This is a genomic window from Bradyrhizobium sacchari, assembly GCF_002068095.1.
GTDB lineage: Bacteria > Pseudomonadota > Alphaproteobacteria > Rhizobiales > Xanthobacteraceae > Bradyrhizobium > Bradyrhizobium sacchari.
This window is the reverse complement of sequence record NZ_LWIG01000015.1, coordinates 6,130-30,397: the sequence shown is the minus strand read 5'-3', so window position 1 is coordinate 30,397 and position 24,268 is coordinate 6,130. Positions and strand designations below refer to the sequence as shown.

At 61.0% G+C, this 24,268-nt stretch carries 18 protein-coding genes, 1 tRNA gene and 2 pseudogenes; 7 read left to right on the top strand and 14 right to left on the bottom strand.

Annotated elements, in window-relative coordinates; translation table 11 throughout:
- Window positions 1-31: 31 nt before the first annotated feature.
- Both A5906_RS21615 and A5906_RS46405 read left to right on the top strand, forming a co-directional pair.
- Window positions 32-772 carry an SDR family NAD(P)-dependent oxidoreductase gene (locus A5906_RS21615; protein WP_080137347.1) on the top strand — a complete coding sequence of 247 codons (741 nt, stop codon included), beginning with the start codon at window positions 32-34 and terminating at the stop codon, window positions 770-772.
- Window positions 769-1,831, top strand: a pseudogene (locus A5906_RS46405) (MFS transporter); the annotation flags it as partial. The gene A5906_RS21615 and the pseudogene A5906_RS46405, both read left to right, overlap by 4 nt.
- A 168-nt stretch (window positions 1,832-1,999) precedes the next feature.
- Here A5906_RS46405 and A5906_RS21605 read toward each other — a convergent pair.
- The 9 genes and pseudogenes from A5906_RS21605 to A5906_RS21565 all read right to left on the bottom strand — a co-directional run bounded on the left by A5906_RS21605 (window position 2,000) and on the right by A5906_RS21565 (window position 11,234).
- Window positions 2,000-3,358 (bottom strand): MFS transporter, encoded by a 1,359-nt coding sequence (locus A5906_RS21605; protein ID WP_080137345.1) that lies wholly within the window; start codon window positions 3,356-3,358, stop codon window positions 2,000-2,002.
- Between the two features lie 38 nt (window positions 3,359-3,396).
- Complete coding sequence (locus tag A5906_RS21600) at window positions 3,397-4,338, bottom strand: hydroxymethylglutaryl-CoA lyase (RefSeq protein WP_080137344.1); 942 nt, start codon at window positions 4,336-4,338, stop codon at window positions 3,397-3,399.
- Window positions 4,335-5,528, bottom strand: a complete 1,194-nt coding sequence (locus tag A5906_RS21595) for a CaiB/BaiF CoA transferase family protein (RefSeq protein ID WP_080137343.1) — start codon at window positions 5,526-5,528, stop codon at window positions 4,335-4,337. Before A5906_RS21595 ends, A5906_RS21600 begins: the two co-directional genes overlap by 4 nt.
- A gap of 110 nt (window positions 5,529-5,638) precedes the next feature.
- The gene (locus tag A5906_RS21590; RefSeq protein ID WP_080137397.1) at window positions 5,639-6,592 is read right to left on the bottom strand and encodes a LysR family transcriptional regulator; all 954 of its coding nucleotides are present in this window, start codon (window positions 6,590-6,592) and stop codon (window positions 5,639-5,641) included.
- A gap of 300 nt (window positions 6,593-6,892) precedes the next feature.
- The gene (locus A5906_RS21585; protein ID WP_245326839.1) at window positions 6,893-7,297 is read right to left on the bottom strand and encodes a DUF302 domain-containing protein; all 405 of its coding nucleotides are present in this window, start codon (window positions 7,295-7,297) and stop codon (window positions 6,893-6,895) included.
- Window positions 7,298-7,356: 59 nt separating this feature from the next.
- Window positions 7,357-7,908, bottom strand: coding sequence for a c-type cytochrome (locus tag A5906_RS21580; RefSeq protein ID WP_080137341.1), 552 nt, complete (start codon window positions 7,906-7,908; stop codon window positions 7,357-7,359).
- Complete coding sequence (gene soxC, locus A5906_RS21575; RefSeq protein WP_080137340.1) at window positions 7,895-9,154, bottom strand: sulfite dehydrogenase; 1,260 nt, start codon at window positions 9,152-9,154, stop codon at window positions 7,895-7,897. The genes A5906_RS21580 and soxC overlap by 14 nt, the downstream gene beginning before the upstream one ends.
- Before the next feature lie 304 nt (window positions 9,155-9,458).
- Window positions 9,459-9,731 (bottom strand): annotated as a pseudogene (locus tag A5906_RS21570) (amidase family protein); the annotation flags it as partial.
- Window positions 9,732-10,121: 390 nt separating this feature from the next.
- Window positions 10,122-11,234, bottom strand: coding sequence for an AraC family transcriptional regulator (locus A5906_RS21565; protein WP_136615393.1), 1,113 nt, complete (start codon window positions 11,232-11,234; stop codon window positions 10,122-10,124).
- Window positions 11,235-12,015: 781 nt separating this feature from the next.
- Between A5906_RS21565 and A5906_RS21560 the strand changes: the two genes are divergently transcribed.
- Both A5906_RS21560 and A5906_RS44790 read left to right on the top strand, forming a co-directional pair.
- Window positions 12,016-12,993 (top strand): alpha/beta hydrolase, encoded by a 978-nt coding sequence (locus A5906_RS21560; RefSeq protein ID WP_080137337.1) that lies wholly within the window; start codon window positions 12,016-12,018, stop codon window positions 12,991-12,993.
- A gap of 395 nt (window positions 12,994-13,388) precedes the next feature.
- Window positions 13,389-13,559 carry a phospholipase effector Tle1 domain-containing protein gene (locus tag A5906_RS44790; RefSeq protein ID WP_245326838.1) on the top strand — a complete coding sequence of 57 codons (171 nt, stop codon included), beginning with the start codon at window positions 13,389-13,391 and terminating at the stop codon, window positions 13,557-13,559.
- Window positions 13,560-13,939: 380 nt separating this feature from the next.
- On the opposite strand, the gene A5906_RS21550 is transcribed toward A5906_RS44790, so the two are convergent.
- The 5 genes from A5906_RS21550 to A5906_RS21530 all read right to left on the bottom strand — a co-directional run bounded on the left by A5906_RS21550 (window position 13,940) and on the right by A5906_RS21530 (window position 18,654).
- Window positions 13,940-14,015 (bottom strand) — tRNA-Lys (locus A5906_RS21550).
- A 169-nt stretch (window positions 14,016-14,184) separates the two neighbouring features.
- Window positions 14,185-14,790: a Spy/CpxP family protein refolding chaperone gene (locus A5906_RS21545; protein WP_186465167.1), complete on the bottom strand. Its 606-nt coding sequence runs from the start codon at window positions 14,788-14,790 to the stop codon at window positions 14,185-14,187.
- A gap of 210 nt (window positions 14,791-15,000) precedes the next feature.
- The gene (locus A5906_RS21540; protein WP_080137335.1) at window positions 15,001-16,002 is read right to left on the bottom strand and encodes a TRAP transporter substrate-binding protein; all 1,002 of its coding nucleotides are present in this window, start codon (window positions 16,000-16,002) and stop codon (window positions 15,001-15,003) included.
- A 302-nt stretch (window positions 16,003-16,304) separates the two neighbouring features.
- The gene (locus A5906_RS21535; protein ID WP_080137334.1) at window positions 16,305-17,867 is read right to left on the bottom strand and encodes a 2-isopropylmalate synthase; all 1,563 of its coding nucleotides are present in this window, start codon (window positions 17,865-17,867) and stop codon (window positions 16,305-16,307) included.
- A 526-nt stretch (window positions 17,868-18,393) separates the two neighbouring features.
- On the bottom strand, window positions 18,394-18,654 hold the full coding sequence (locus A5906_RS21530; RefSeq protein ID WP_080137333.1) for a hypothetical protein: 261 nt from the start codon (window positions 18,652-18,654) through the stop codon (window positions 18,394-18,396).
- A gap of 276 nt (window positions 18,655-18,930) precedes the next feature.
- On the opposite strand from A5906_RS21530, the gene A5906_RS21525 reads away from it, so the two are divergent.
- From A5906_RS21525 to uvrA, 3 genes are all read left to right on the top strand, one after another.
- Complete coding sequence (locus A5906_RS21525; protein ID WP_080137332.1) at window positions 18,931-20,163, top strand: SMP-30/gluconolactonase/LRE family protein; 1,233 nt, start codon at window positions 18,931-18,933, stop codon at window positions 20,161-20,163.
- 128 nt (window positions 20,164-20,291) lie between these two features.
- Window positions 20,292-21,413: a D-alanine--D-alanine ligase family protein gene (locus A5906_RS21520; RefSeq protein WP_080137331.1), complete on the top strand. Its 1,122-nt coding sequence runs from the start codon at window positions 20,292-20,294 to the stop codon at window positions 21,411-21,413.
- Between the two features lie 161 nt (window positions 21,414-21,574).
- Complete coding sequence (gene uvrA / locus A5906_RS21515) at window positions 21,575-24,085, top strand: excinuclease ABC subunit UvrA (protein WP_080137330.1); 2,511 nt, start codon at window positions 21,575-21,577, stop codon at window positions 24,083-24,085.
- Window positions 24,086-24,268: the final 183 nt, after the last annotated feature.

Sequence of the window (24,268 nt, the reverse complement as noted above, 5' to 3'; positions counted from 1 at the left end):
TCAAATGTCACCTCACAAAAGGGAGTCAAGCATGTCTCTGCTTCAGGGAAAGAGAGCCTTCGTCACTGGCGCGAGCCGCGGCATCGGGGCCGCCATCGCCCGCCGCTTCGCCGCAGAGGGCGCGGACGTTGCGGTCGGTTATGAGCGCTCTGCGCAAGCTGCCAGCGCCATCGTACAGGAAATCAAGGCGAGTGGTCGCCGCGCAGTGGCCGTTCAGATGGATGCCGCGAGTCCCTCCTCGATCCAACAGGCCGTCGATCGCGCCGCCGCCGAGCTCAACGGCCTCGATATCCTCGTCAACAACGCCGGCATTATCAGCTACGGCACCATCGAGGAAGTCACGCTCGAGCAGATCGACACGATGCTTGCGGTGAATGTCCGGGGAGTCATCCTGGCGACGCAGGCGGCTCTCCGACACATGTCGAAGGGCGGTCGCATCATCTCGACGGGCAGCAATCTCGCAGAACGCGTGCCTGATGCCGGTAAAGCGCTCTATTCGGCGAGCAAGTCAGCGCTCGTCGCCTGGACGAAGGGCACCGCTCGCGATCTCGGCCCGCGCGGAATCACGGTGAATCTGGTTCACCCTGGTTCAACCAACACCGATATGAATCCCGCTGATGGCCCTCATGCCGAAGCGCAGCGACAGCGGATGGCTATCAAGGAATATGGCCGACCTGAGGATATCGCGGCCCTTTACGCATTTCTCGCAAGCGACGCGGCACGCTCGGTGAACGGCACCGGCTTCACCGTCGATGGCGGAGCGAACGCGTGACACCCACCAGCGACCGCCCAGAAGAGACTCTGAGCCGAGCGCTGTTGCTCCTGGCGCCGACGGTGACGGTTGTCGTCGCCGCCGAGTTCATCGTGGTCGGACTACTTCCGCTGGTGGCGAGGGATCTCAATATTCCCCTGGTCCGCGCGGGCGAGTTGGCGGGCTGGTTCGCTTTTTCGGCCGCCGTCGCTGGCCCATTCGTTACATTGATGGCCCGTCACTTGATGCCACGGTTCATTCTGACCGCCACGCTCCTGCTTTACGGCGCCTGCAACACGCTGGTCGCCATCGGATCAGATGTCAACCAGATGCTGATCGCGAGAATAATGCAAGGCGCTGCGCTTCCCGCCTTCATCAGCGTTGGGGCTTCGCTTGTGACGGCACTCGCACCGGCGGCGGAGCGTGGCAACGCATTGGCCCGCGCCAATCTTGGGTTCGTACTGGGCGTTCTGCTTGCGCTGCCCGCCGGCATTGCGTTGGCACAAGGTGGTAACTGGCGGCTGCCGTTCCTCGTTCTTGCGGCGATTTCGCTGCTCCTCGCGCCGCTCGTGGCTCTCCGATTTCCACGCATTCCGGCGACAAGCTCGGGTGGGATCGGAGGGCAGCTCCGCCTACTGCGCCAGCCGGAGTTTCTAGCCCATCTCGCTCTGTCGGTCGTGCTCTTCGCCGCGATGTTCTCCGCCTATACATATCTCGGAGCTTGGATGGATCGGGCACTCGGCTTGACGGCATGGGGCGTTGCAGCCGCCATGTTCCTCTTCGGGCTTGCCGGGCTCTTCGGCAACGACCTTGCCGGACGCGTGGCAGACCGTGCGCCAATTCGCGCGACGATTGTTGCCATCCTTCTGTTGATCGCCTCGGTTAACCTGACCGCGTTCGCGGGTGACGCAATTCTCCTGGCGACGGCGCCGCTCGTGCTTTGGAGCGTCAGCCATGCTGCGTCAGTCACCCTTGGCCAGGTACGCGTCACGCTCGCGGGACAGATGGCCCCCTCTTTCGCGATGACATTGAACATCTCCGCCGCTAACCTGGGCATCGCAATCGGAACGGCCAGTGGCGNGGCGGTTGGATCATCGACGGCCACACCATCGCTGCGATCGGCATAGCGCCTCTCGGATTCGGGATGCTCGCCTTGCCCCTGTTCAGCCTTATCGGCCGCGCCGCATCGCGGGATACCTATACCAGGAAAGTGTCCGACGCATAGCTATGAAAGCATTTGGCAGACGATCAACCTGACGTTCGCAAGGCACTCGCATCCGCGTTGATCTGGGACATGTCCTTTGCCTTGAGCTCCCTGGGCAGTGCCGTCAGCAGCAAGGTCGCGCACGCGATACACAAGCAGCCAATGACGTAGAGCGCAGGTGTCGCGCTACCCACCATGTCTTTGATGGAACCAACCATAATCGGACTGACGATTCCGCCTACCTGCCCCATTGTATTGATGAGGGCTATACCACTCGCCGCTCCCGCACCAGAGAGTATCTTTGGGGGCAGCGTCCAGAAAGTCGGGATCGCCGCGACTACGCCCCCTCCGAGGATCGCAAGTGCCCCAATCAGTGTGACGACATTCCTGTCGAACAGACCTGAGGCGAAGAAGCCAAACGCGGCTGCCAAAACTAGACCTGCGATGAACTTCGGACGTTCGCCTGATGCGTCCGACAAACGCCCGACCACGATCATGCAAATTGCGCCGCAAATATAGGGTATGGCAGTCAGGAAGCCGACAGTGGCCGCACTGCCGCCGCCGGCCGCCTTGATTAGGTCAGGTGCCCAGAAATTGAGGCCGTAGGACGCGATCTGGATCAGGAAATAGATGAACCCGAGCAGGAGGACATTAGGCATCAGCAGCGATCGCCACGCCGAATGCTCGCCGATCTCGCTATTCTGGCGCTCAAGCTGCACCGTAATGAGCCGCCGCTCCTCCTCGCTCAACCATGCGGCTTGCGCGAGACCATCGTCGAATCGCGACAGCACGACCACTCCAAGGGCGACACATGGAACGCCGCCGGCCAGGAACAGCCACTGCCAGCCGGCCAATCCAAGCAATCCGTTGAAGTAATTGAGGATGAGCCCCGAGATCGGCGCGCCTATGATGCCTGAGAACGCAGTTGCCAGGAAGAACACCGAAGTCATGCGACCGCGATGGGACTTCGGAAACCAGAGCGTCAGATAGTAGAGAATGCCCGGAGCGAACCCGGCCTCCATAGCGCCGATCACGAAGCGCAGCGCGTAAAACTGCCATTCGCTGTGAACAAAGACCATGGCGGCCGTGGCAAACCCCCAGGAGATCATGATGCGGGCGATCCAGCGTCGCGCACCGAACCGGTAGAGCATCATGTTGCTCGGCACTTCCAGCAGGACGTATCCGACCACAAACAAGCTCGCGCCGAAACCATAGGCCGTGTTGCTGAGGCCAATATCTGCTTGGAGCGCCGTCTTGGCGAAGCTTATGTTGACTCGGTCGAAGAACGCGAAGAAGTAACAGACGATGATCAAAGGCATCAGCCGCCATGCGATCTTTTTAACAACAAGTTGTTCCGTGAGTCTGGAATCGAGATCGACTGTAGCAGCCGTAGTAATCGTCATGTTTTCCTCCGACTAGTTTTTATTTGGACAGCTGCCGTTCAGCTTACGGCTCGCAAGCGCTCCGGTAGGGGATGAAGATCGAGAGGGCGACCTGCCTTTGCGACCTGCCCCGGGACCCCGTGTCCGATCAGGACGGGCAATCGAAGCGAAAGATCAATCAGACGCTGTAGATCGAGACCAGTGCGCAAACCGGTTTCGTGACAAAGATTGACGAGGTCCTCCGTGCAAACGTTCCCGGTTGCACCCGGTGCGAACGGACATCCGCCAAGCCCACCGAGCGCAGCATCGAAACGGCGCGCGCCCGTCGCGTAGGCAGCGAGAACATTGACCAGCCCGAGACCGCGGGTGTTGTGGAAGTGAATGGTGAGCTTGTCCGCAGGGACCAGCAACAGGACCTTGGACAGCAACTGCGAAACTTGGCGCGGATTGGCCATGCCAGTTGTGTCGGCGAGCGTCACACCACCGACTCCGTGATCAAAGTACTGCTTGACGATGCGGCACACTTTCTCGAAAGGCTGCATGCCTTCAAATGGACAGCCAAAGGCGGTTGCGACGGTCGCATTGACGAGCTTGCCGACTGCGTGAGCCGACCTCACCACCTCGGAGAGCGCCTCGAACGATTGCGCGTGCGTCATATTGATGTTGGCGCGGTTGTGCGTCTCGCTCGCAGACATCACGAAGTTGAGCTCATCGGCGAGGGCCGCCAGGGCGCGCTCTGCGCCCCTTCGGTTCGGGACGAGCGCCGTGTAGATCGTGCTAGGCCGTCGGTCGATCCCGGCGAATACTTCGGCCGCGTCTCGCAACGCCGGAACGGCCTTCGCTGATACAAACGAGGAGACCTCGATGCGCTCGAACCCGATTGCCGATAGCGAGTTGATCAACCGTATCTTTTCTGCTGTATCAACCCACTTCATTTCGTTCTGCAGACCATCGCGCGGGGCGACTTCTTGGATCCTGATGTCTGGCGGTGATCCCGTCATTGCACCGCTCCGATTTGGCGCAACTGCGTGATCTCGCCCGGCTGAAAGCCAAGGCTCGTCAAGACCTCATCAGTGTGCTGGCCGAGGGTTGGTCCGGGCCATTTGACTGAACCAGGCGTTTGAGAGAGCTTCGGCACAATGCCCGGCATTTTCACTGTCACATCGCCCGGCAATTCAGTGGACAGGATCATCTCCCGTGCGGCGTAGTGGGGATCGTCGACGATATCGGCAACCGAGTAGATCCGTCCCGCGGGTACGTCCGCCGCATCCAGAGACGAGAGGATCTCGTCTGCACTCCGCTCCGACGTCCATGCCGCTATTGCGGCATCGAGCAGGGCATTGCTGCGCACACGTCCGTCGTTGGTTGCGAGGGCCGGATCCTGCACAAGGTCCGGACGGCCGACCACCGTCATCAAACGCCGGAAAATCGCGTCGCTATTGCCGGCGATCACCACGTGGCGACCGTCCGAGGTTGGATATGTGTTGGACGGACTGATGCCGGGCAGAGCGCCGCCACTGCGGGTTCTGACATGCCCCATAAGGTCGTATTCTGGGACCAAGCTCTCCATCAGATTGAATACGCTTTCGTAAAGGGAGACATCGATAACCTGCCCTCGTCCTTGGCCGGTCTTGACGCGGAGTAGCGACATAAGCGCTCCGATCACGCCATGAAGCGAGGCAAGGCTGTCTCCGATGCTGATTCCGACCCGCGCGGGCGGGCTGTCTGGATCCCCTGTCGTAAAGCGCAGACCGCCCATGGCTTCGCCGATCGCACCGAATCCCGAGCGATCGCGATAAGGCCCGGTCTGCCCGTAACCGGATATTCGAACAAGCGTGAGGTAAGGGTTGAGCTTTGACAGAACATCCCAACCGAGACCGAGCTTTTCGAGGCTGCCCGGCTTGAAGTTCTCGATCACGACATCGGCTTGTGCGGCCAGGCGCAGGACCACCTCCCGGCCATCCGCGGATTTTAGATCTACCGCGATCGATTTCTTGTTGCGGGATTGCAGATACCACCAAAGCGAGGTGCCTTGATGCAGCTTGCGCCATTTGCGCAAAGGGTCCCCGCTGCCGGGTTGCTCGATCTTGATGACTTCGGCGCCAAACTCGGCGAGCAACCGCGCGGCAAATGGCGCAGCGATCAATGTTCCGAGTTCGACGACCCGAATTCCGGCTAATGGCCCGTTCATGCCTCGCGCTCCTCGATCTTCTTTGATCGACGTTTCGCCGAGAGCAGGAGATGCTGTCCAATGGTGTTTGGTGAACGCGCGTTCGCGCTTCGCGAACGAGCCCTCTTTAGCTAGGACGACGCGGAGAGCTTACGCAGGTGGTCGAGCATTAACTGGCTGGTTGCAGACAATCCCGCCGGATCTCGGGCCACCAATACCAGCTCTCGATCCGCCCAATCATCTTTGAGATCGAGGGCGGCCAGATTCATGCCGTTACTGAGGACTTCGAAGGCGCGATCTGGGATCAACCCCACGCCCATCCCGGCCTGAACCATGCGGCAGACCGCATCGAAGCCCGGCACGTGAACCCTCAACCGCATGGATTTGCCTATCTGCTGCGCCGTGTATTGCGATCGAAGGTATATTGAGCTCGTAGCGAATAAGCCTACATGGTCGTAGTCCAACGTGTCGGCGAAGGAGACCTCCTTTGCATTCACCAAAGGATGGTCCGATTGCACCACTATGACCAGTCGGTCGCGGCGGTAGGAAAATCTAGTCAGCCCGCGGGTCGAAACGTCGGCCGAGCAGATACCGATTTCCGCCACCCCTTCTTCGACCCCGCGCACGACCTCAGCACTTGGCCGCTCCTGCAGATCGAGACGCACCATGCCATTCGAACGGAAGAAGCCGGGCAGGTCCTCCGGAAGGAACTCGACTATCGACGAAAGATTAGCCAGCATTCGCACATGTCCGCGAATGCCTCCTGCGTGCTCGGCCATGTCGACTGCGATCTTCTCGACGTTGAGCAAAGCAATCCGGGCGTGGTGCAGCAGCGATTGACCGGCCGGAGTCAGCGCCATTCCGGTGGATTGTCGTTCGAACAGCGCGACGTCGAGCACCTCCTCAAGGTCGTGTAGTCGCTTGCTCACCGCCGACGGCGCTATCGCCTCCCGTTGCGAAGCGCGCGTCAAGTTACCCTCGTCGCAGATCGCGACGAACAACCGCAGCGTTGTAAGGTCCATCCGTCGAGCTATTTCGCTCTTGCAGGATCTGGTCTCCGCGGGCGAGTTGCGCCTTTGTTTCATGCTCGATTCCTCGCCGACGTAGTATAGCAAGGGATCGGGCTCATTCTTCCCAAATGAAGCGTAAAACCGCCGCAAAATTGGAATCTGATCCCAATAATCGCTTGGTCCTTGGGATTTTGAGCCAACAATGACGGCTGTTGACGAACAGGATGAGGGGGTGGCGCGCCTTCCTCAACTCCAATCCCATCAACAGTTCAGCGGGAATAATGTCGGTATTAGACTGCAAGGTTTGAGCATTTTGTGCTGTTGATCAACGCGAAAGAGCTGTCCCAAAACATTGAGTGCTCGCCGCGGAGGGGCCTATTGCACGTTCGTCGCCTTGCCGGCGATCGCGCGTAGCACTCCCGAAAGAGCATCAACTACAGCCTTGACCCTCACGTCCAGGCCATGACGATGCGCGATATAGCCAGGATCGTTGTAGGACAAGAACGTCGCTCCCGCCTCGTCTTGCCAGACCAGGGCCTTCAGCGGAAGATCGATACCGATGGTCTGATCGGCCTGCATCAGCGGCGTGCCTCCCTTAGCGGCCCCAAATATCAGCAGATCGGTCGGGCGTAGCTGCATACCGATTTCCGAGGCCCCAGCGGCATGGTCAACATGTGCGAAGATTGTCAAACCTTTCGCGCGAACCTCGTCTTCAAGCCGCTTCATGGTCTCTCCCGGATCGAAGCTGCTGCGAATCGTGATCAATCCTTCGCGTGACATGGTCGCGTCTCCTGTTACCAGCGTTGCTATAAGGGCAAGGACGAGCCTCAACGGAACTCTCATCGTGACCTTTTCCTGAAAAGAGTGTCAGGGTTGAATGCCGGATCGGGCACAAACCCGTCTCGATTCGGCATCTTGATCTTCGGCAGGCTATTGCGATCAAGTTCGCCGTTCTCCGGAAGAATGCCGTTCAAGCTCAGTATGTAGGCGGCGACCGCATAGGTGTCGTCGACGCTGAGCGAACCCGGCGCCTGATAAGGCATCGCCCGATGAATGTAGTCGAACAGCGTTGTCGCGTAGGGCCAGTAGCTGCCGACCGTCTTGATGGGGGCGTCCGATTTCAGTGTTCCCTGGCCGCCAACGAGCCGGTCCTTGATGCCGCCCACGCCCTCGTCGCCATGACAGGCGGCACAGTTTTCGGCAAATACATCTTTGCCATGCGCGACCGTGCCTTTTCCTTCCGGCAATCCCGTGCCGTCAGGTCGAACGTCAATGTCCCACAACGCGATCTCGTCAGGGTTTGCTGGGCGACCGAAATCATAGGCGAACGTTCTCGAGACAAGTGCGAGAGCAATGGATCCGCCGAATAGTATCTTGCTAATCGAGGACATTGCTCACCTTTCCGGTCTCATCGATTGCCCAGGTCTGCTGGGCGTTGTAGTGAAATAGCGCATTTGTGCCGTGAACTCTGATGAATGATGGTCGGTCGGGTTGGACGTTGCCCTTGTCATCAGTCGAACGGCTGACAATTTTGGTCGGCTTACCGTCCCAAACCCATGTCATCTCGAATCGGCTCTGCGATTTCGGCAGAGCCGGCGAGATTAGCTCCGCAGCTTTCCAAGTCTTCGCGCCATCGGTCGAGATTTCGACTTTTGCAATCTTGCCGTGCCCGCTCCAAGCCAGCCCCGTGACCTTCTGGCGGCCCGGCTTTATCGTCATGGTTCCCGATGGCGAGGTGATCACCGAATTGGTGTCCATACGGAGCTGAAACTGGATTGCCTTGCCGTCGGCTTGCAGTTGAGTGTAGCGCGCAGTTTCCCAGCGGGTCATCCAGGGACGATCCCCGAACTTCAGGCGCCGCAGCCATTTGATATTGAGATTGCCCTCGAAGCCCGGCATGATAAGGCGCATTGGAAAACCATGCGCTGGCCGCAACGGCTCGCCGTTTTGCCCATACGCTACGAACGCTTCGTCCAGAATTTCTTCGGTGAGCGGAATACTCCGCGCGACGGCTGCGGCGTCCCCTCCTTCAGCCAGCATCCAAGTTGCATTTTGATTTTTAGCGGCAAGATCCACGATAAATCTGAGCGGAACGCCGGTCCATTCGTTCGTGCTGATAAGACCATGCGTATTTTGCACCGTAAGACTCGGGTCGGCCCTCTTCCAATTTTCCCAGCCATTGCCGGTGCATTCGATGAAGACCCTTCGAGAGATCGAAGGCATTTCCTGTAGGTCCTCGACACTGAACACCAATGGCTTCTCGACCATGCCATGGACGAGCAGCCGATGCTTGGCAGGGTCCAGATCAGGCACGCCGGAGTGGCTCCGCTCGTAATGCAGATCGCTGGGCGTAATCGTACCAAGAAGCTTGTCGAGGGGCGTCTTTGAATTGATTGCATCACTATGGTCGACATTCCGCCTGCCAGGCGTGGCCTCCGGAATGCGCGCGAGCTTTACGAACTTCGATCGCTCGCTGAGGCCCGCGAGGTCGGCGCCGACTTCGCGTTGGGGAACATCGGCAAGGCTTTCGGCCGCCGCTTTGCCGGCAATGAAGCTTCCCGCGATGCCGGTGGAAGCAGCCAGAAAGGAACGTCGTGAAACATTGTCTAGTTCGGATTGTTTTGTCGGATCGGTCATCTACTATCCTATGCTCTCTTAGCGAACCGCACGCGATCAATGCTCCGAGACGCCTCGAGGTATCGCTGGTTCGGACCTATTGACGTAGGCCCGGTTGCTTTTGCGCTGAACAGTTAACTGCAGAATGTGGAGTCTAGAAGCCGATGAAATTGAATTCAGCGTCCAACGTATTGGATTTGACCGGAGCTAGGCGTCGCAGTGCATCTGCCACCGTCGGGGAGCGGTCTCGCACGGCGCCAACGCTCTTCAAAATACGGCCATCACAAGCCGTTGACTGAGCACGTTGCTATTGGCAGCCGGATTTTGCGGGTGCGCGGATCGAGCCGCCCTGGTCGCAGCCGATGGCGAGGTCGACTTCGCCTGCCGCGACTGCGGCAGCGCATCCCGATGACGAGCCTCCGGCGCTATAACCGCGCCGGCGCGGATTGTGCGTCGGGGCGGTCGCATTGGTGTGACTGCCCGCCGAAAAGCAGAAGAATTCGCAATTGGATTTTTCCAGAATGGTGCCACCAGCGTCGAGGACGCGAGTCACCACCGTGGCGTCGCAATCGGGCACGTACCCTTCGAGCGTCGACGAACACTTCGCTTGAGCTCCTCTTCGGTGCGGCCCGAAAGCACGAATGCCATTTCGTTACTTTCGCAAATGCCCGGCTCGTGATGACCGGCTTGAACTCCCGTTCGGCATGTAGGTTCGGCAGCCGCATTTCACTCATGAGCCGGCTGGTGGCTCCGTATTTTCTATGTCCATGCGAACTCAGGGTCACATTGACTCCACAGCATGAGGCGTGCGTGAAAGAAATCAGCAGTCCGAACACAACGTCACGTTACTTATCGTCACAACATCGCCTTTGCGCGAGCTTCGGTAATCAATCGTAGGCGCCCGGGCTTGCCGATCCTGCGCGCTTGATCTTCGTTAATTCGCAGAGATTCAACTATGCCGACGCTCGGCGGCGCGATATCCAACGCTTTAGCGTCGCAGTGTCGCGGAAGGCAATTCGCCAAAGCGTCGACGATAGATCTGGGCGAACCGCCCCAAATGCGCGAAACCCCATTTGAGCGCGATGTCCGAGACGCACCCAGAAGCGCCCGCTGACTTGAGCTCGGTATGGACCCGCTCAAGGCGGACAGCCCTTAACATCGCAAAGGGCGTTGTACCGCGGAAGCGCTGAAACCCCTCAAAGAGTGTTCGCGTATGGACGCCGGCGACTTCGGCTAGTTGGCCTATTGTGATTGGGCGATCCGCGTGTGCTCGGATGTACTCCTCCGCGCGGATCACATGACGCGGCGCGGCCGGACTTACCCGCGCGGATAGCGCCGTGGAATAGTTGCTCGGCTGCATCATGAGCAGAGAGGTCAAAAGCATTTGTTCAAGCCCTGCGACGGCCAGCGGCGACGCCGTTAATGCGCTATCACAATCAAGCTCATTGGATATGAATTCGATCAATCGTCGGTAGCTCGCGCCATGTCCCGAGTCCAAAGGCAGCTCGGGTACAAACTCGACCGGACGCGCGACTGTACTGCCAAGCAAGTCGCTCAAGTGGCGTTCGAGTGCTCGACGATCTATCTTGAGTGCCAAATGCGCACAGTCGGCGCTCCAGCGCATGCTGAGTGGCAATGTCGCGGAACTAACAGACCCAATCCGAGAGTTGCAACGAAATTGATACTTTCCTACTCGTATCTCGGAGTTCCCACTTCGAACGTGACGCAAAAAATAACTATTCTCAATCTCTCCAGCGTCGATGATCATCTCTTCGCCATACGCGAGATAGCTAAGCGCCAGATGTCCGAGTTGCACGAAGTTCTGCCGAGCAAATAAGCCTCGTCCCCGTCCAGCATAGCGAAGCTGATGCTGGCAGAACACCTTACCGACCCGCTCGCGTGCCTCGTCAGGATCGCGCGTCTCAAACAAACGATGCCTTTCCAAGGGCAAACACGCCATAACCAGATCTTCCGGTTGCATCTTCAGTATTATCTGCTCAACAGCACATCGAGGCCCAAAAGCATTCGACACCCTAATCGAACTATCGATATTTGGGAATAGAAGGACATGATCGCGGCCGCCGCGCTTTGCATCGCTCACCACGACCTCCTAGTCCTTTGAGGATTCGCCTCACCCTGAAGCGCATTATCCACTGGCAGCGGCGCCTATCCGATTAGTGCGCGAAGAACATTCAAAGAGCGCCTATCGTGGGTTCGTTACCCCGAGCTCCGAGGACCTTTATTGACACGCAAAACCGACGCGTCGCGTTAGCACCGCCGTCGCCACGATCTGAACGAGACCGCGGCCGATCGCTCCCGCCAGTTCCACGCCTAGGGAAATGCGGGAGTATCGCACTTCGATCGGGAATTGAGCCGCAACCAATCCGGATTGAGGTCCAAATATGAACGGACGGCCGATCGAGACGCTCCTAATGTCGGACACAGCTCTGTGGTCGACGAAGCCTGACCAATCACCGCGCCGAATGAAGGATTACTCGGGGAAGCGTCACTTGATGTATTTGCAAATCAACCTAACGTACCGGACGCTCTGAACACTCGTCGGAGCGTCCTTTTCCAACCCCATCAAGGCAGCGCGACCATTGAGGCGCGAGCTGCAATGGGCGACGTTATTTTCGCAGCGATTCGAGAGCATATGCGCGAATGACGTGCCGGGATACCGAGGACACTCAAGCAAGTTGTTATCGGTGTGCGCGACGGGCGCGCTGTCCGCTCAGCACCTTGAGACCACGCTTGCTAGCAGTGCCACTAGCAACGGAGGGTCGTCATTTTCTCGCGCGATACGGATTGTGCACGCTCCAAATGGATAGACGGCACGATCTGTTGGCTCCCAAGGTAAAATCAGAGGTAAATGGGGTCCCGAGATGAATCTGGCGAAGACAATAGGACGGAGAACATTGATTGCCTCAGCGGTGGCAGCCGCGACTGGTGCTGCGGCCAGTTATGCGCGGGCTCAGACAGCACAAGGCCGAAGCGTCTGGCTCGATATGGATCAGGCCGCACTGGACAATGCTTACGATCAGGCGAAGTTCGCGCCAAATTGGGATCAAATCCTCAAACGCTACGCATCAACGAGCGAGACCACTCGACAACACATTGGCGCTCCCCACCGTTTGGAGTATGGCGCCACCCCAATCGAACGGATCGACTGCTACGCGACACATGCTGAGAACGCCCCTATACATGTCTTTATACACGGAGGCGCATGGATTCTCGAGGAAGCCAAGAACTTTGCATTTCCTGCGGAAATGTTTACCAAGGCAGGCGCCCATTTTCTTGCTGTCGACTTTACGAACGTGCGCGAGACGAACGGTGATCTTATGCCGCTCGCCAATCAAGTGCGTAGCGCGATCGGTTGGATCTACAAGAATGCTGCAAGCTTTGATGGAAATCCGAATAGGATTTACATCTCGGGCCATTCATCTGGTGCACATTTGGCAAGCGTTGCTCTTACTACCAACTGGATGAAAGACTTTGCCCTGCCTGCGGACATCATCAAGGGCGGATTGCTTGTCTCTGGCATGTATGATCTGAAGCCTGTCCGGCTATCCGCGCGATCGAATTATGTAGCATTCACCGATGCGATTGAAGAGGCTCTGTCTCCGCAGCGCCATCTTGAACAGATGGCTTCGCCAATAATTGTCGCCTACGGTACCCAAGAGACTCCAGAATTCCAACGCCAGGCTCGCGATTTCACTATCGCCGCACGAGGTGCAGGCAACGATGTCTCGCTCTTAGTCGGAAAGGAGCTCAATCACTTTGAAATTATCGAAACGTTGGCCAATCCCTACGGTCTTCTCGGCCGGGCCGCGCTCTCGCAAATGGGGCTTTCGCGCATGTGATTAGCTAGCTATGATCCTTGCGGCGCGAAGGTTCGGCAGCGGCGTAGGCCGCGATCACCTCGGCTTGGTTTGCCGTCGAATAGCGCTGACTGTCCCGGGACATGCGGACATACTGCGCCGCCCGCGTTGGCAGCATAGAACGACCGGACGCAATCGGTATCTGGTAGGACACGACCGCACCTCGCCATAGATCGGTGAGCGCCACCCCAGCCCCACGATAGGCCGCAAAACCGACCGAGCCGTTTGCGCGACCGCGGCGAGTTGAGCCTTAGATGACTCAAATGCGGCGGCAATTGCTACTCCTTGGGCTGTGCGCAAGTGAGCCAGCTCGCATTTCGGCGCCCGCAATCTATGATATTAACTTGCCTTTGGCGCACTTTTGGGGATGGTGTGCAATGCCGAAAAATATTGTCATCTTCTCCGACGGTACAGGCCGGGCCGGCGGCATCAATTTCGACGAAGCGCGGACGAACGTTTACAAGCTCTGCCGCGCCTGCCGCGTCGGCCCGGACACGAAGGTCGAACCATCCGAACAGGTCGCCTTCTACGATGCCGGTCTAGGTTAGGCGTCGGACGGCGGTCATTTCAAGATTGGCTGGATGTCGCCAGCATGGCGACGGGCCTCGGGATCACGCGGAATATCGTTGATTGCTACACTGCGGCATTGCCCTCCATGAGGAAGGCGATCGCGTCTTTCTGATCGGGTTCAGCCGCGGGGCCGACATAGAACAGAAGTGGGAAAATGCCGGCTATATCGGGCGACTCTGACCCGTTGAAAAGCGGTTCTGTCTGGCGGCCTTCGGTCGGCTTCGCCTCCGCCTGGGCGAGCAAAGTAGATCACAATGCCGAGGGTGGGCCCGCCGATCGGCCGCCAAAATCACCGTTTGAAAAACCGTTTTAATTCGGCCGTCTCAAACGGTCCGCGAGGGTAAGTCCTTGAAGAACTTGGTGGGCGCACCAGGGCTCGAACCTGGGACCCGCTGATTAAGAGTCAGCTGCTCTACCAACTGAGCTATGCGCCCGAAAGGCCGGTCAAAGCCTTGCGAGGCCGGTCGTTTAGCAAAGCGATCCGGGGATGGCAAGCGATGTGGCGCATGTTTTCCAAGGTTCTTCCACAGCCCCGAAAAAGCGAAAAGCCGCTGGATTCCAGCGGCTTCGCCAAAGTTAATTCCCGGGAAATCCCGTACCGGTTCAGAGCCGGCCCTCGCGGTCCCGGTCCGGGCCGCTATCGCGGTCGAAACGGTCACGGTGGAAGTGTTCCAGGCTCCGCTCCATCATCCGGTCCATGCCCCGTTCCATGAAGTGGCGGGGCGGGCCGTCCTCACCGCCGCCGAACGGGCCGCGGTGGCGGGTCAGCACGGCGAGGCGCCGCTTCTGGCCCTCGTCGAGCGTCTTGTAGAGCGGATCGGCGGCATCGGCGATCTTCTTCAGGGCGGCGGAACTGGCGCCCATGTCCTCGGCGCGCTGGCGCAGGCGGGCAATCGGATCGTCCGGCTTGTCGGCGCTAGCGGCATCACCCGGGCCGGCATTCATGCGCGCGTTGGCGCGGTCGATCCGCAGCTTGGCGAAATCGCGCACGGCGGCCTCGACCGGCGGCCACAGCTTCTCCTGATCGGCGGTGAGCTTCAGCCCGGCATGAACTGCGGCGATCCGCGCGTCGACGAAGGCGGCGCGGTCTTCCGGGTTCATGCGGATGTGGCGGAAGTGCTCCATCCACGGGTGATGATATTGGGCATAGACCGCGCCCGAGCCGGCAATGCTGAGCGCGGCGATGGCGGCGATGGTGAACTTCTTCATCCGAGCCTCCTCTGGAAGGATGCCCGTGAGGATGGGCGCGTGGAGGTTGACGCGCAACTTACAACTTGGACAGGAAGCCGTTCTTACCGAGATGTAACTGCCGTGAATGCCCGTTCAGATGCAGACTGAAGCGATTTGCAACAGAACGGGCTTCCGTGCGGTGCGCGGAAGCCCTCTGTTCATGCATTATTTATCCGCAACTGACGCGCGTCAGTTCGTCGTGCTCTTGGCTTCCTTCAGGAACTCGTCGATCAGCGGCTGCCCGACGCGGCTCGCAGCGTCCTTGTAGACCGGCTCCATCGCCTTGCGCATCGCCTCGTCCTGCTCGCCCGTCAGCTTGATGATCTCGCTCTTGCCGCTCTTCTTGATCTCGGCCAGTGCGTCGTCGTTCTCCTTCTGCGACTGCGCGTTGTTGAAGTCGGTGGCTTCTTTCATCGCCTTCGACAGCTGGTCGCGGATGTCGGCCGGCAGGTCGTCCCAGAACTTCTTGTTCACGATCACGACGTAGCCGATGTAGCCGTGGTTGGTCTCGGTGATGTACTTCTGCACCTCGTGCATCTTCTGGGTATAGATGTTCGACCAGGTGTTCTCCTGACCGTCGACCACGCCGGTCTGCAGCGCCTGGTAGACCTCCCCGAAAGCCATCACCTGCGGCAGCGAGCCGAGCGTCTTGAACTGGGCCTGCAGCACGCGCGAGGACTGGATGCGGAATTTGACGCCTTGATAGTCGGCGGGCGCGATCAGCTTCTTGTTCGCGCTCATCTGCTTGAACCCGTTGTCCCAATAGGCAAGGCCGGTGATGCCTTTGGGCTCGAGCTGCTTGAGCAGCCGCGCCCCGAGCGGGCCTTCCGTCACCTTCCGCAGCGTCTTCAGGTCGGGCAGGATGTAGGGCAGATCGAACACCTCGAACTCGCGGATGCCGAGCGGGCCGAACTTGGAGTTGGACGGCGCCAGCATCTGCACACTGCCGAGCTGAAGCGCCTCGAGCTCTTCCTTGTCCTTGTAGAGCGTCGAGTTCGGGTAGACCTCGACCTTGACCTTGCCGCCGGTGTACTTTTCGGCAAGCTCCTTGAACTTCTCCGACGCCTTGCCCTTCGGCGTGTCGGTGGCGACGACGTGGCTGAACTTGATGATGATCGGCGACTGCGCCGATGCCGGCCCGGTCAGCGCCAAAGCCGCAATCGATGCCGCAGCCCAAATGAGTTTCCGCATGCTTCCTCCAGTACGTTTTTGTGGGGCGCGGACCACCGGCCCCAGGCCTTAAATTCTTGGGAGGCAGGTTTATCGGGAAGCAGGGACAGGTGCTATTGGCCGTTAGCAGGGCAGCTATTCATCATGAACGCCTAAAGCGCCGGTGCGCGCCCTCTCCCGCTTGCGGGAGAGGGTTGGGGAGAGGGTGTCTCTACAACGGGACATTCCCTATGAGGAAAGACCCCCCACCCGCCGCGCGCTTCGCTCGCGTCGGCCTCTCCCGCAAGCGGGAGGGGCGAAGCCAACGCGCAGCAGCGTAAACGTCAGCCCGCCGCGGCGGTCGTCACCGTGTCGCGCTGGCGCTTCATGACGATCTTGTTCAGCGCGCCGAGATAGGCCTTGGCCGAAGCCACCAGCGTATCCGGGTCCGCCGCACGCGCCGTCATCGAACGGCCATCCTGCGACAGCCGCACCGAGACTTCCGCCTGCGCGTCGGTGCCTTCGGTCACGGCGTGGACCTGGTACAGCTCGAGCTTCGCCTCATGCGGCACCAGGCGCTTGATGCAGTTGAACACCGCATCGACCGGACCATTGCCCTCGGCTTCCTCGATCTTGATCTGGCCGTCGACGTCCAGCTTCATGGTCGCGCGCTGCGGACCATGGGTGCCGGCGATCACGGTCAGCGAGGTCAGCTTGATGCGGTCGTGCGAAGCTGCCATCTCCTCGTCAACCAGCGCCTCGATGTCCTCGTCGTAGATGTCCTTCTTGCGGTCGGCCAGCGCTTTCATCCGCGTGAACGCATCTTCCAGTTGGTTCGGGCCGAGCTTGTAGCCCATCTCCTCCAGCTTGTGCACGAAGGCGTGGCGGCCGGAATGCTTGCCGAGCACCAGCGAGGACTGCTTCAGGCCGACCATCTCGGGCCGCATGATCTCGTAGGTGGAAGCATCCTTCAGCACGCCGTCCTGGTGGATGCCGCTTTCATGCGCGAAGGCGTTCCGCCCGACGATGGCCTTGTTGTACTGGACGGGAAACGAGGTCGCCGCCGACACCACCTTCGAGGCGCGGGTCAGCTGCGTGGTGTCGATCTTGTTCCAGTACGGGAATTTGTCGTTGCGCACGTTGATCGCCATCACGATCTCTTCGAGCGCAGCGTTGCCGGCCCGCTCGCCGATGCCGTTGATCGTGCACTCGACCTGGCGCGCGCCGCCGACGATGCCGGCCAGCGAGTTCGCAACCGCCATGCCGAGGTCGTTATGGCAATGGACCGAGAACACGGCCTTATCTGAATTGGGCACGCGCTCGATCAGCGTCTTCATGAAGTGGGTGTATTCCTCCGGCACCGTGTAGCCGACGGTGTCGGGGATGTTCACCGTGGTGGCGCCGGCCTTGATGACGGCTTCGACGATGCGGCAGAGAAAATCCATCTCGCTGCGGGTGCCGTCCTCGGCCGACCATTCGACGTCGTCGATCTGGTTGCGGGCGCGCGCAACCATGGCGACGGAGGTCTCGATCACCTGCTCCGGCGTCTTGTTCAGCTTCACCCGCATGTGCAGCGGCGAGGTCGCGATCACTGTATGAACGCGGCCGCGCTTGGCGAACTTCACGGCCTCGGCGCAGCGGTCGATGTCGGCGGGATGGGCGCGCGACAGGCCGGCGATCACCGAGTTCTTGGAGCGGCGGGCGATCTCGCTCACCGCCTGGAAGTCGCCTTCGGAGGTGATGGGGAAGCCGGCTTCGATGACGTCCACGCCCATATCATCCAGCAGCTCGGCGACCTCGAGCTTCTCCTCGAAGGTCATGGTGGCGCCGGGGCACTGCTCGCCGTCGCGCAGCGTGGTGTCGAAAATGATGACGCGGTCCTTCTCGGACTTGTTCACGGTGGCCATTTCAAATTCCTTTTGAGCTTTTTGCGCCGTTCAGACCGTTTTGGTCCGTTGGCGCCTGAGGTGTCCGGTGATCTCGACCAGCCCCTGAGCGCCCAGGCGCGTTGCGCCCAGCCGGCCCTCAGGGGCAGCTAAGAAGAAGCCCGCCAAGAAGGAGGGTGGGCAGCGCAGCCGGGATCGTGGCGGCGGCCAGAGCCACCTCCTGCGAAATCCCATCGATTTGGCCGCGAATCAGCATTGCCAGACCCTTTTGAGCCCTGAAATTCTCGGTCAAAACCGTTGAAGGTTGGTTGCCGGGTGGCCCGATGGGCCTGTTTCTAGACGAGAAACGGGCGCAACTGCAACGCCAAAAGATGGTCAGGAAGGCTGACCTGATTGGACGTTGATCGCGCGCATCAACAACTGCCCTTGTCGGTCCATCACCTCAAGGTGGCGGTGATGTCGTAGAGTTCGCGGCAATCGCCGCGTCCTTGCGACCCGCAAGCCCGGAGTTTACTTCGCTTTATCCGAACTGAGGGGCAACGTCGAGCTATCCCGCGCGGCGGGCACGCGCCCGGCTCTCCCAGCGATCCAGCATCTGGCCGAGTTCGCCGGTGGCCACGGGCGCAGCCTTGTTCGTGACCTCATTGGTGTTGGCGGGCGCATTGGCGCTGAGCCAATCCGGCTCGGCATATTCGCGCCAGCGGCGCGCCTCCGCGCGTCGTTTGCGGGAGGCATATTCGCGCGTGAAATAGCCGGCCGCAAATGCAATCGCGAGCAGCATGATCAGGACGACGATAGCTAGCGCCATGAGTTCCGGCCTCTTCTCCCCCGAGCAACGTTCTGCCAGCATCGCGCACGAGGTCAAGGCTTGACAGGTCTCAAAACCGGTCGCGATTAACTGCTGGCGGGCGAGGCGAATTGTCGCCTTGCTCCTCGTGCAGCTGCAATGCGGCGATGTCGCGGCGGTCTTGCGGCATCGCGCAGAGGCTGCGAACCTGCCCCTCGCAACTGGACGCGGACCGGACTAACCTTCGCCTCGCTCGGCCGGATCAACCGGCCAGCCGAACATGACCGGGAGGACGCGATGACACGCCAGGAAGCTCCTGAACAGGAGCAGCGTGACCAGGATGCTGCGCTTTCACGACGAACACTTGTCCGGGGACTTGCGTTCGGCGCCGCGGCCAGTTTGGCCGGCCCCGCTCTGGCCCAGACCGGGCCTGCCGCACCGCCGACGACGATCACGACGCCGCCGCGCGATTTTGGCCCAGGCGGCGCGCCGACCACTTATTTCTGGGACCCCGACATCATCGCGGTCGATCCGTCCTTCAACGATCTCGCGCAGCCCAACACCGCGATCAAGCGTCTCTATACCGGCCTGTTGTGGGCCGAGGGCCCGGCCTGGAGCGCACAGGGCCGCTATCTGCTCTGGAGCGACATCCCCAACAACCGGCAGATGCGCTGGACCGAGGACGACGGCCGCGTCAGCGTTTTCCGCTCGCCCTCCAACAACTCCAACGGCAACTCCTTCGACTTCCAGGGCCGCCAGCTCTCCTGCGAGCACCTGACGCGCCGGGTAACGCGCTACGAGCATGACGGCACCGCCACGGTGCTGGCGGACTCCTACCAGGGCAAGCGGCTGAACTCGCCGAATGACGTCGTCGCGCATCCCGACGGCAGCTACTGGTTCACCGATCCGCCCTATGGCGGCCAGCTCTATGAAGGCGAGCCTGACGTCGCGGGCGGCCCGAGCAACGCAGGTGGCAAGCTCAATCCGCGGATCGGGCAGCCGGCCGGCTTCGTGCCGGGCAAGCGCGAGCTGCCGACCAACTGCTACCGCATCGACCCCTCCGGCCGCATCGACCTCGTCGTCACCGAGGATCAGGTGCCCGACCCGAACGGCCTGTGCTTCTCGCCCGACTACAAGAAGCTCTACATCGCCTCGACCGGCAAGGGACCGGGCGACACCGGCCCCGGCGGCAAGGGCGAGATTTTTGTCTTCGACGTCGGCAGCGATAACAAGCTCTCCAACCTCAAGAAGTTCAGCGATTGCGTGATCGACGGCGTGAAGTGCGGACCCGACGGCCTGCGCTGCGACGTCAACGGCAATGTCTGGTCCTCCAGCAATGCCGGCCGCGCGGTCGGCTATAACGGCGTCACCGTGTGGTCCCCGGAGGGCAAGCTGCTCGGCCGCATCCGCCTGCCGGAAGTCTGCGGCAACATCTGCTTCGGCGGCCCCAAGCGCAACCGCCTGTTCATGGCCGCGAGCCAGTCGCTCTATGCGGTGTATACGGCGACGCAGGGCGCGGGGCCGGGCTGAAGCGCAACGAGGCCTGTCACGACACGGCGCCGGCGTGCCTCGCCGGCGCCGAACTGTTTTGATCGACGCGCCAACCGGCGTGACTTTCGGGCAGAGCACGTCATAATCGAGCCATGACAGAGAAAATATTGGCAGACAAAATTCGCGTCGTTGTTCTCTATGGCGGCAGGTCCGGTGAGCATGAGGTCTCGCTGAAATCGGCGGCCTCCGCATTCAGGCATCTCGACCGGACCCGCTTCGAGGTGATCCCGGTCTCCATCGACAAGGAAGGTCGGTGGCAATTAAACGATCTTGGTGCGCTCAATCTGGCGCAGACGACGTCCTTGCCGATCCTGCCCGACGCACCGGAGATACGGCTCGCCAGAGAACCCGACGGACGCGTCGCGCTCATGCCGATTTCCGCGGGGACGATGGCTCCGCTCGAGATCGACGTCGTCTTTCCGGTGATCCACGGACCACTTTGCGAGGACGGCACCGTACAAGGCCTGCTGGAATTGGCTGACGTCGCCTATGTCGGATCCGGCGTTCTCGCCTCCGCCGTCAGCATGGACAAGGACGTCGCCAAGCGGCTCGCCGAATTCGCCGGCATTCCGGTCGCGCCCTATCGCGTGCTCACCCGCAGGTCCTTCGCGCAGGACCGCGCCTCATCGCTTGCGAAGGCGGTGGAGGGCCTGAGCCTGCCGGTCTTCGTCAAGCCGTGCAACATGGGCTCCAGCGTCGGCATTCACAAGGTGAAGACTTTGGATGCGCTCGGACCGGCGCTCGACGATGCGTTTCGTTACGACATCAAGGTGCTGGTCGAACAGGGCATCGACGCGCGCGAGATCGAGGTCGCGGTGCTTGAGGGCGAGACGCTGTTCGCGAGCCTTGCCAGCGAATTGAACCCCAATGCCCATCACGAGTTCTATTCGTACGAGGCAAAATATCTCGATCCCGACGGCGCCCGGGTCGACCTGCCGGCCAGGCTCGATACGGCACAGATGGAGCGCGTCCGGTCGCTGGCGACGCAGGTTTTCGCGGCGCTCGAATGCAGCGGCTTCGCGCGTGTCGATTTTTTCCTCGACCGGCAGAGCGGAGAGTTCTACTTCAACGAGATCAACACCCTGCCCGGCTTCACCTCGATCAGCATGTATCCGAAGATGATGGAAGCCTCGGGCGTCCCCTATGGCGAACTGCTGACCCGCCTCGTTGGTCTGGCGCTGGACCGGCACCGGCAGCGGCAAGCCTTGGAACGGGGCTACGCGAGCTAGTCTTGTTGCATCCGTGCGCCGCGAGCCCTCTCGCTGCACCACCACTCGTCATCCGCCGCCAGCATCGCGAGAGCCTTCGCTTTGTGAGGTGTGGCTGCTGGCATCAAAGGACCCATCCTGCGATCTTGCCGTTAGTGCCCGGATGTAGCCGGAGGAGCCAGATGGACGACCGACCGAAACAATCCGAGAGCCTGATGCAGGACGATGGCTTCGTCCGGGTCCGGGGCGCCCGCGAGCACAATCTCAAGAACGTCGACGTCAAGATTCCGCGCAACGCCCTGGTCGTGTTCACAGGCGTCTCGGGTTCCGGCAAATCTTCGCTCGCCTTCGGGACGATCTACGCGGAAGCACAGCGGCGCTATCTGGAATCGGTGTCCCCCTATGCGCGGCGCCTCTTCCACCAGATGCAGATCCCTGAAGTCGACGATATCGAGGGCCTGCCGCCCGCCATCGCGCTCCAGCAGCAGCGCGGCGCGCCGACGGCGAGGTCGTCCGTGGGCAGCGTCACGACCATCTCGAACCTGCTCAGGATGCTCTATTCCCGCGCCGGCGATTACCCGCGGGGACAACCGATGCTCTATGCCGAGGCGTTCTCGCCGAACACGCCGGAGGGCGCCTGCCCGACCTGCCATGGCATCGGCAGGATGCTCGACGTCACCGAGAAGTCCATGGTGCCTGACGATACCAAGACGATCCGCGAGCGCGCCGTCGCAGCGTGGCCGAGCGCCTGGCAGGGACAGAACCTCCGGGACATCCTGACGACGCTGGGCTACGACGTGGACAAGCCCTGGCGCGAGCTGTCGAAGAAGGACCGCGAGTGGATCCTGTTCACCGAGGAGCAGCCGACCGTCCCGGTCTATGCCGGTTACGACGCCACCGAGGTCAAGCGGGCGCTGCGCCGCAAGGAGGAGCCGAGCTATCAAGGCACGTTCACCGGCGCGAAGCGCTACGTGATGCAAACCTACGCCAAGTCCGAGAGCGCAATGATGAAGCGCCGCGTTGCGCAGTTCATGGTCACGCAGGACTGTCCGACCTGTCATGGCACGAGGCTGAAGCCGGAGGCGCTCAAGGTGAAGTTCGCCGGGCTCAATATCGCAGAGATCTCGCACCTGCCGCTGAAGCAATTGCAGGAGCTGATCAAGCCGTTCGCGAAAGCTTCGCCGGACAGGTCGGAGAAGGCCGTCGTCGCCCGGCGCGTCTGCGAGGACCTGTCGGCGCGCCTCGCCGTCCTGCTCGACCTCGGCCTCGGCTATCTCGCCTGCGAGCGCAGCACGCCGACGCTGTCCCCGGGCGAGTTGCAGCGCTTGCGTCTGGCGACGCAGGTCCGCTCCAACCTGTTCGGCGTCGTCTACGTGCTCGACGAACCATCCGCAGGACTGCACCCCGTCGATACCGAGGCGCTGCTGCGTGCGCTCGACCGGCTGAAGCACGCGGGCAACTCGATCTTCGTGGTCGAGCACGAGATCGAGGTGATCAGTCATGCCGACTGGCTGGTGGATGTCGGGCCCGACGCCGGCGACGGCGGCGGACGGATCCTCTATAGCGGGCCGCCGGCCGGGCTCGGCGACATCGCGCAATCGCGAACCGCGACCTATCTGGCGCACCCGCGAAAGAAGCTGCCGACGACCCGTCGCGAGCCGAACGGGCATCTGAAGATCAGAGGTGTGGTCCGCAACAATCTCCGCGGCCTGGACGTCGATATCCCGCTCGGTGTCCTCGCCAGTGTCACTGGCGTGTCGGGCTCCGGCAAATCGAGCCTGATCAGCCAGTTTCTGGTCGAGGCCGTGGCGGGGCATCTCGGCCACACGCTTGCCACTGATGCCGACGAGGACAGCCTGGTACCAACGGTCGAAACCCTGGGCGGCAAGATCGTTGCCGGTCTCGGCAAGCTCGATCGTCTCGTCGTCGTCGACCAGAAGCCGATCGGCCGCACGCCGCGATCCAACCTTGCGACCTACACCGGCTTGTTCGACCATGTGCGAAAACTCTTCGCGGCAACGCCGCAGGCCAAGGCTCGCCGCTACGATGCTGGACGCTTCTCGTTCAATGTCGCCAAAGGCCGATGCGCCACCTGTGAGGGCGAAGGCTTCGTCTGCGTCGAGCTCTTGTTTCTGCCCAGCGTCTACGCACCCTGCCCGACCTGCAAGGGTGCGCGCTACAACGACAAGACGCTCGAGGTGAAGATCCGCGGCAAATCCATCGCGGACGTGCTGGCGATGCGCGTCGACGAGGCCTTCGACTTCTTTCGCGACGATGCCACCTTGAACCGTTCGCTATCCGTCGTGCGCGAGGTCGGTCTCGGCTATATCCGCCTCGGTCAGTCCGCCACCGAGCTGTCCGGGGGTGAAGCTCAGCGCATCAAGCTGGCGACCGAGCTCATGCGTCCCCAACGCGGGCACACGCTCTATGTCCTGGACGAGCCTACCACCGGCCTTCATCCCCGGGATGTCGAGCGGCTGATTGCCCAGCTCGATCGGATCGTGGACGCCGGCAACAGCGTGGTCGTGGTCGAGCATGACATGGATGTCGTGGCGCACAGCGACTGGATCACCGATCTCGGCCCCGGCGCCGGCGACGAGGGTGGCCTTATCGTCGCAGCGGGGACACCGCATCAGGTCGCCAAGGCGGGCGGGAAGACCGCGCGCTATCTGGCGCGCCGCCTGGAGCACTGATTGCGCGATTTCGCGGCATCATTTCGCAATTGCGTTCGGGCCGCGGAGGACGGACCCAGACTTTCGCGATGTTGACTTTCCGCCGCCCCCCTCCCCATACTTCGCAAAAAATAACAACCAACGGTTTTGAGGGAGGATAGGATGCCGACTTCACGCAGGCAGCTGCTGAAGGGTACGGCGGCT

Excerpts from the sequence above, each read along its gene's own strand:
- A5906_RS21615 (WP_080137347.1), top strand. The coding sequence starts at position 32 with ATGTCTCTGCTTCAGGGAAAGAGAGCCTTCGTCACTGGCGCGAGCCGC.
- A5906_RS21605 (WP_080137345.1), bottom strand. The coding sequence starts at position 3,358 with ATGACGATTACTACGGCTGCTACAGTCGATCTCGATTCCAGACTCACG.
- A5906_RS21600 (WP_080137344.1), bottom strand. The coding sequence starts at position 4,338 with ATGACGGGATCACCGCCAGACATCAGGATCCAAGAAGTCGCCCCGCGC.
- A5906_RS21595 (WP_080137343.1), bottom strand. The coding sequence starts at position 5,528 with ATGAACGGGCCATTAGCCGGAATTCGGGTCGTCGAACTCGGAACATTG.
- A5906_RS21590 (WP_080137397.1), bottom strand. The coding sequence starts at position 6,592 with ATGAAACAAAGGCGCAACTCGCCCGCGGAGACCAGATCCTGCAAGAGC.
- A5906_RS21585 (WP_245326839.1), bottom strand. The coding sequence starts at position 7,297 with ATGTCACGCGAAGGATTGATCACGATTCGCAGCAGCTTCGATCCGGGA.
- A5906_RS21580 (WP_080137341.1), bottom strand. The coding sequence starts at position 7,908 with ATGTCCTCGATTAGCAAGATACTATTCGGCGGATCCATTGCTCTCGCA.
- soxC (WP_080137340.1), bottom strand. The coding sequence starts at position 9,154 with ATGACCGATCCGACAAAACAATCCGAACTAGACAATGTTTCACGACGT.
- A5906_RS21560 (WP_080137337.1), top strand. The coding sequence starts at position 12,016 with ATGAATCTGGCGAAGACAATAGGACGGAGAACATTGATTGCCTCAGCG.
- A5906_RS44790 (WP_245326838.1), top strand. The coding sequence starts at position 13,389 with ATGCCGAAAAATATTGTCATCTTCTCCGACGGTACAGGCCGGGCCGGC.
- A5906_RS21545 (WP_186465167.1), bottom strand. The coding sequence starts at position 14,790 with ATGAAGAAGTTCACCATCGCCGCCATCGCCGCGCTCAGCATTGCCGGC.
- A5906_RS21540 (WP_080137335.1), bottom strand. The coding sequence starts at position 16,002 with ATGCGGAAACTCATTTGGGCTGCGGCATCGATTGCGGCTTTGGCGCTG.
- A5906_RS21535 (WP_080137334.1), bottom strand. The coding sequence starts at position 17,867 with ATGGCCACCGTGAACAAGTCCGAGAAGGACCGCGTCATCATTTTCGAC.
- A5906_RS21530 (WP_080137333.1), bottom strand. The coding sequence starts at position 18,654 with ATGGCGCTAGCTATCGTCGTCCTGATCATGCTGCTCGCGATTGCATTT.
- A5906_RS21525 (WP_080137332.1), top strand. The coding sequence starts at position 18,931 with ATGACACGCCAGGAAGCTCCTGAACAGGAGCAGCGTGACCAGGATGCT.
- uvrA (WP_080137330.1), top strand. The coding sequence starts at position 21,575 with ATGGACGACCGACCGAAACAATCCGAGAGCCTGATGCAGGACGATGGC.